The following is a 6,483-nucleotide window of genomic DNA, read 5'->3' as shown; positions in this document are numbered from 1 at the left end:
GGCGGAGGGGGTGGTGTCGGGGAAGGGAGCGGGGGCGGGGGTACAACCATTTTGGGGGTCGGGGGTCTGAACAGGCACAACACAACTGCGCTAGCTACCGGGGGGTAGGCATGCGACGGATAGGTATGGCACTGGCCGCGATGATGCTGGCGGGCGGTGGGATGTTGGCCGGTACGGTTCCGGCGGTGGCCGCGCCGGCGGCCGTGGACTGTGCCGTGACGTGGGGAAGCCTCGACAAGAGCGGTGACTCCGTCACCAACAGGCGGCTGGTCGACGTGCGGGCCGGGCAGCACGAGTGCTACGACCGGCTGGTGTTCGACGGGCAGGGCACGGGGGCCGACCCCATCGGGTACAGCGTGCGGTACGTCGACGTCCTGCACCAGGACCCGTCCGACGTCGTGGTTCCGATCAAGGGCGGCGCCATTCTCGAGATCTCGCTGTTCTCCTCGCGCTACGACCCGGCGACCGGGCAGCCCTACCCGTCGCTTCCCGCCGTCGACGTCACCGGGTACCGGACCTTCCGGGAGTTCAAGGTCACGGGTGGCTCCGAGGGCTACACCCAGGCGGGCCTGGGCGTCCGTGCCCGGCTGCCGTTCCGGGTCTTCCAGACGGCCAACCACCTCGTGGTGGACGTGGCCCATACCTGGTGAGGCCGTGGTGCTGTCGGGGGCGCCCGACGTGAGTGTCCAGCGCCCCCGGGCACCTTCCTGGGCTACTGCTCCATGACGCCGGGGCCGATCTCCACCGTCGGCGGGACCGCTTCGGCCGGGCGGCGGTCGGCGGTTCGCGGGCGGGGTACGCCGATGCCGGCGGCGGCGATCGTCTGGCGGGTGGGCAGCGGGAAGAGACGGGTCACCCGGGCGGTCGTCCCGGCCGTCTCCCACTCCTCCAGCAGGACCCGCGTCCGCTGCTCGCCCAGCCGGCGTCCGGTCTGGCGGTGGACGGCCAGCGCGCGACGGGCGAAGTCCTGGGCCTCGGGACCGCCCGGCAGGTGCGTGCGGGCCAGGATCAGCAGGCTGTCGGCCTCCGACATCCGGTAGTGGTGGGTCACCGCCAACTGAAGTGCCTGGTAGGCGTAGTCGCGCGCGGCGTCCGGGCGGCCCAGCGCCTCGGCCGTGGCCGCGGTCGCCACCAGGGCTCTGCTGTGCCAGCCCGGGTTCCCCGACTCGTCCGCCAGGACCACCGCCGCGAGGTGTTCCTCCATGTTCCGGTCGACCGTGGCCAGGACGCTGCGTGCCAGCCAGCTCCAGCGCGGTGCCTTCAGACCCTGCGCCAGGCGCCACGCCTGCTCCGCGCACTCGCGCGCCGCCACCGGCCGGCCGGCGTCCAGGTGGACCGTGGCCAGCTCGCTGCGGACCGCCGACTCCAGGTCGGTGTCGCCGAACTGCCCCAGGGTGACCAGCGCCCGCGAGTACAGCGCGCCGGCCTCCTCCACATCCCCCAGGGCGTGCTTCGCGAGCGCCAGGTTGACCAGGACGTACGGCTCCTGGTTCCGCGCGCCCGCCGCCGTGGCCAGTTCCAGCGCCCGGTACCGGACGCGCAGTGAGTCGGTCAGGCGGCCCAGTTCGAAGTACACCTCGCCGAGCCGCGACAGCGTGACCACCGTGCCGGCGGTGCCGCGGTCCGACGGCGCCGCGGGCAGCACCGACTCCAGGCGGCCCGCCGCCTCGTCGAGGTGCCCGGTGAAGATCAGGATCTGTGCGATGAAGTTCTCGCAGCCGTCGATGCCGTGGCGGTGGTCGATGGCCCGCGCGATCGACAGGGCCGACTTGAAGCACCGCATCGCCTTCGCGTAGTCGTTCACGCTCAGGTTCGCGTGCGCCAGGCTGTACCAGCCGCTGAACCGGGCCTCCGCGTTGCCCAGGCGTTCGGCGGCCGTGATGGCGGCGTTGGCGGCGTCGATCCAGTCGCCCACGTTCATCCGGCTGGCGAAATAGGGACGCAGACCGTCGGCGATCCGCCAGGTGTGGGTGCCGATCGGGTCGTCGTGCAGGGCCGCGATCAGGTTCGGGATCTCGTTGTCGAACCAGGCCAGCGCCTCGGCAGCGGTGTCGAAGTCGGCGTCCGGGGAGTGTTCCGCGCCGGACAGCCTGGCGTATCCGGGGTACGCCAGGGTCTGCGCCGCGAGCGTGCGTTCCAGGTACCAGCGGGTCAGCCGGCCCCGGGCCCGCTCCCGTTCCGGCGCGGAGTCCTCCGCCTCGGCGCGTGCCCGTGCGTACAGGCGGGTCAGGTCGTGGAGGGCGAAGCGGTCCGCCGCCGACTGGCCGATCAGGTGGGCGTCCAGCAGCCGGTCCACCAGCCGGCCGGCCTCGGCCCGGCTCAGACCGGCCAGCACCGCGGCCGCCGCCACCGTGAAGTCGGGACCGGGGGAGAGCCCGAGCCGGCGGAACAGGCGCCGGGTGTCGGGGTCCAGTGCGTCGTACGACTGCCCGAGGACGGTCTGCATCGTGCTGTCGCTGTCGCCGGGGGTCTGGAGCGCGGTGAGCCGGTTGCCGTCGAGCAGGTCCCTGATGTGGTCGGCGATCGACGCCGGCGGATGGTTGGCGATGTTGGCCGCGGCGATGCTCAGCGCCAGCGGTATCCGCCCGCACGCCTCGGCCAGGCTGTGGACCGCGTCCGGCTCGGCGCGCAGCCGCTCGGTGCCGAGCATGCGCTCCAGCAACTGCTCGGCCTCCTGCGGCGACATCGGTCCGACCGCCACCTGACGCGCCCCGTCCCGCACCACCAGGCCGGTCAGCCGGAAGCGGCTGGTGATCAGGGTCGCCGAGCCCGGACCGGTGGTCAGCAGGGGGCGGACCTGGTCGACGGAGCGCGCGTTGTCCAGCAGCACCAGCAGGCGCTTGTCGGCGACCGTCGACCGGTACAGGTCGATGAGCTCGTCCGACTCGGCCGGGATGGCGTCCCGGGGCAGACCCAGTGAGCGCAGCGCGCGGGCGATCGTACGGGCCGGGGTCATCGCGCGTTGAGTGTCGTGGCCATGCAGATTGATGTAGAGCTGGCCGTCGGGGAAGCGGTCGGCCATGGTGCGGCCCCAGTGCACGGCCAGCGTCGTCTTGCCGACGCCGGCCGGACCGACCACCGCGACCGTGCCCGGGGCCCCGTCGTCGGACAGGTTCCCGGCCAGGAAGGCGTCCAGCTGGTCGAGCAGGTCCCGGCGGCCCACCAGCGGTGGCGTCGAGGGCAGTTGCATCGGCACCGGGGGCGCCGGGGGCGCCGGGGGTGCGGCGGCCGGGGCGTCGGGCGGCGCGCCGTCCGACGGGGCGTCCGCGGCGGGTGCGGGTGCGGGCGCGGGTGCGAGCGCGGGTTCGGGCTCGGGGAGGACGTGCACCGGCTCGGCCTGCGGGGCCGGGGCCGGGGTCAGGACGTCCAGCGAGGGATCGGCCCGCAGGATCGCCAGTTCCATGTCGGTGAACCGGCGGCCCGGGGTGAGCCCCTGCTGCTCGGCCAGCAACGAGCGCAGCTCGCGCGCCTGTTCCAGCGCCGCGGTCTGCCGGCCCGAGCGGTACAGCGCGAGCATCAGCTTCGCGCGCAGGGTCTCGTGCAGGGGGTGTGCCGCGACCAGCGGCATCAGGTCGTCGATGAGCGCGCCGTGGTGGCCCTCGCCGATCTCCAGGTCCGCCAGTTCCTCGTACGCGGTCAGGCGCAGGCTGGTCAGCTGGGTCTGCGCCGACTCGGCGTAGCTGACAGCGATGTCGGCCAGCGGTGTGCCCCGCCACAGCGCGAGCGCCTCGCGGATCAGGCGCACCGCGGAACGGGTGTCGCCGCGCGCGGCCTCCTGGCGGGCCCGGGCCATGCCGCTCCGGAAGACGTCGAGATCGAGTTCGCCGTCGTCGACGGTGATCGAGTATCCGGGGGCCCGGCTCTCGACCGGGATCCTGGCTCCGGCGTCCCGGCACGCCCGGCGCAGCGCCGCGATGTCGGCCTGGATCTGTGAGCGGGCCGTCTGCGGTTCCGAGCCGCCCCACAGCGCGTCGATCAACTGCCCTGTGGAGACGACGTGGTTGGCGTGCAGCAGCAGATAGCCCAGGACCGCCCGGCAGCGCGGTCTCTTCACCACCAGCGGTATGTCGTCGAAGTCGATCCCGACCGGTCCTAGTAATGTGTAGCGCATCGCCGTCAGTAACCCCCGTAAGCCGGGGTCACCCGCCGGGGTCGCCGGCCGGCGCGCCCGGCGTGCGTCAGCTGCCGTTCGCCTGCGTGTGCCCAGTCACCATTGCATGCTGATCGACTTGCAGTCGAGACCCGCATTGCGGACGCATGGCAGGTGCATAAGGCCACTTCGATAGCGTCTTGGGTGAATTGCGAAACCTGTCTGCACAGGCGCGGCGGCTGTTTTCGGAAACGGACTGGAAACGGCGGCGGCATCCGCGAAAAGCATGAATTCGGTGAGAAACGTGCAACACGCAAATGCCTTGTCTCCGGCGGGAGTCGGGTGACAGGCAGGGGACGGGTGGGCGACGGGCGGTCCTCGACGGCCGTGGGTGTGCCGGGAGTCGAGGGCCGCCCGGTCGTGGGGCGGTTCAGGGGGTCGACGGGCCGGGTGTCTCCGTGGGGACCGGCACGGTGGAGGCGAGCGGTGCGGTCTCGGCGGGCGTGGTGGTCTCCGGTTCGCCGACGATGCCGATGGTGCCGTCGGGGAGGCGCTGGACCGAGCGGACACCGGGCGACAGGTTCAGCAGCAGGCAGGGGGTGCCGATGACGGCCGCCGCCACCAGCAGCGTCGTACGCATTCCGAGGAAGTGGGCGACCGGAGCGGCGGCGGCGTACCCGGCGGGCATGGCGATCAGCGAGATCATCCAGTCCAGCGAGCTGACGCGGGCCAGTATCTCCTCGGGGAACAGCTGCTGTTGCGTGGTCGCCAGCACCTCGCCGACGAGCGAGGTCATGACGAAGGCCACGGCCACACCGAGGGCGATGACGAACAGCGGGGCGGGCGGGGCGAGCAGCGCCAGCGGCAGGATGCCGAGCATCGCGGCCGCGTTCGTGACGACCAGCGGGCGGCGCGGCCGGTAGTGCAGGGCGGCCAGCCCGCCGACGATGGAGCCCACCGAACCGGTGATCATGATCACGCTCCAGGCGGTGGCCCCGCCGTGGCCGTCCTGCATCACGACCGGGCCCAGGACGAAGAAGAACGCTATCGCGAAGTTCCACACGCCCCAGCAGAGCAGGTTGGCCAGATACCAGCGGCGCTCGGCCACCGCCTGCCAGCCGTCGCGCAGATCGGCGAAGAAGTGCTGCTTCTCGGAGCGTTGCGCCTGCCGGTGCAGGTGCATGCGGGAGACCAGCACGAAACTCAGCAGGAAGCTGACGGCGTTGACGAGGATCGCGGTGCCCGGACTGGAGACCGCCAGCAGCAGCGCGGCGAGGGCCGGGCCGAGCACCTTGGTGGTGCTGTCGGTCAGGCCGAGCAGGGCGTTCGCCGGTTGCAGATGCTCACTGCCGATGAGCTCGGGCAGGACCGCCCGGGACGCCGGCGTGAAGAAGGCCATGGCCATGCCGGCGATGGTGTAGGTGACGGCGAACTGCCAGACCGCCGCCTGGTGCAGGAAGATCATCACGGCGAGCAGGCCGTAGCAGACCGCCTGGATGGCGTCGGTCGCCATCAGCACCAGCTTGCGGGACAGCCGGTCCGCCCAGACGCCGCCGACCGGCAGCATCGCCACCTGGCCGACCGCGTGGCAGGTCAGCACCGTGCCGACGTCCAGGGCGCTGCCACCCGAGCGGAGGATGGCGAAGACCACGGTGACCGGTATCAGGGCGTTGCCCAGGGCGGAGATGCTGCGTGCGGTCCACAGGAGTTGGTAGGGGCGCTCCCGTAACGCGCTCAACGACTTCGGCATGGATATGGGCATGGGCGGCACGCTCTCCTTGGTCGGTACGCAACCGTTGCATTTGATCTCGATGTCTACAAGGTCTCCTGGCCGCGGCCGGAACCGACGGCGCTGCTCAACGGCCGGATTCGGCCCTTCTCGGCGACGGTTCCCACGGGCCGACGGCGTACTGGTCGTTCCCGTACAGGACGGTCGCCGGCCCGTCGTTGACCTGGGTCCACCGGGCGGTGCCCGCGATCAGGGTGTGGTCCAGGAGCGACACCGTCTCCCGCACGGCGCAGACCACGCTGACCGAGGCCCCGGTCAGTACGGGCACGCCGTCCACCCGGTGCCAGGGCACTCCCGCGAACCGCTCCGCCGGGGTGCCCGAGGCGAACTGGGCCACGAGCGCGCGGTCCGCCCAGGACAGCACGTTCACCGCGAACCGTCCCTCCGACCGGATGCGGGCCAGCGTGCGGCTCGCGGTGTCCAGGGACAGCAGCACACTGGGCGGGTCCACGGACAGTGACATGACGGCGTTGGCGGTACAGCCGACGGGCCCGGTCGTGGTGATGACCGTGACACCGGTCGGCAGGCGGGAGATGGCGTGACGGTAGTCCTCGGCGGAGACGCTCAGACGGCTCGGCACGCGGTCCTCGGTCTGCATCGCGTT

Annotated in this window: 4 protein-coding genes; 1 reads left to right on the top strand and 3 read right to left on the bottom strand. The window is 72.0% G+C overall.

What is annotated here, in order from left to right; all coding sequences use genetic code 11:
• Positions 1-110: 110 nt before the first annotated feature.
• Entirely contained in the window at positions 111-650 is a 540-nt protein-coding gene (locus AAW13_RS15790) for an AMIN-like domain-containing (lipo)protein (RefSeq protein WP_420855465.1), read from the top strand.
• A gap of 62 nt (positions 651-712) precedes the next feature.
• On the opposite strand, the gene AAW13_RS15785 is transcribed toward AAW13_RS15790, so the two are convergent.
• From AAW13_RS15785 to AAW13_RS15775, 3 genes are all read right to left on the bottom strand, one after another.
• The gene (locus tag AAW13_RS15785; protein WP_079178826.1) at positions 713-4,111 is read right to left on the bottom strand and encodes an AfsR/SARP family transcriptional regulator; all 3,399 of its coding nucleotides are present in this window, start codon (positions 4,109-4,111) and stop codon (positions 713-715) included.
• A 409-nt stretch (positions 4,112-4,520) separates the two neighbouring features.
• A complete protein-coding gene (locus AAW13_RS15780) occupies positions 4,521-5,852 on the bottom strand; it encodes an MFS transporter (RefSeq protein WP_079178825.1) in 1,332 nt (443 codons plus the stop codon).
• Between the two features lie 94 nt (positions 5,853-5,946).
• Positions 5,947-6,477, bottom strand: a complete 531-nt coding sequence (locus AAW13_RS15775; RefSeq protein WP_046728616.1) for a flavin reductase family protein — start codon at positions 6,475-6,477, stop codon at positions 5,947-5,949.
• Positions 6,478-6,483: the final 6 nt, after the last annotated feature.

The organism is Streptomyces humi, assembly GCF_001005085.2.
Taxonomy (GTDB): domain Bacteria; phylum Actinomycetota; class Actinomycetes; order Streptomycetales; family Streptomycetaceae; genus Streptomyces; species Streptomyces humi.
This window is presented reverse-complemented; position numbering and strand designations above follow the sequence as displayed.

Excerpts from the sequence above, each read along its gene's own strand:
- AAW13_RS15790 (WP_420855465.1), top strand. The coding sequence starts at position 111 with ATGCGACGGATAGGTATGGCACTGGCCGCGATGATGCTGGCGGGCGGT.
- AAW13_RS15785 (WP_079178826.1), bottom strand. The coding sequence starts at position 4,111 with ATGCGCTACACATTACTAGGACCGGTCGGGATCGACTTCGACGACATA.
- AAW13_RS15780 (WP_079178825.1), bottom strand. The coding sequence starts at position 5,852 with ATGCCCATATCCATGCCGAAGTCGTTGAGCGCGTTACGGGAGCGCCCC.
- AAW13_RS15775 (WP_046728616.1), bottom strand. The coding sequence starts at position 6,477 with ATGCAGACCGAGGACCGCGTGCCGAGCCGTCTGAGCGTCTCCGCCGAG.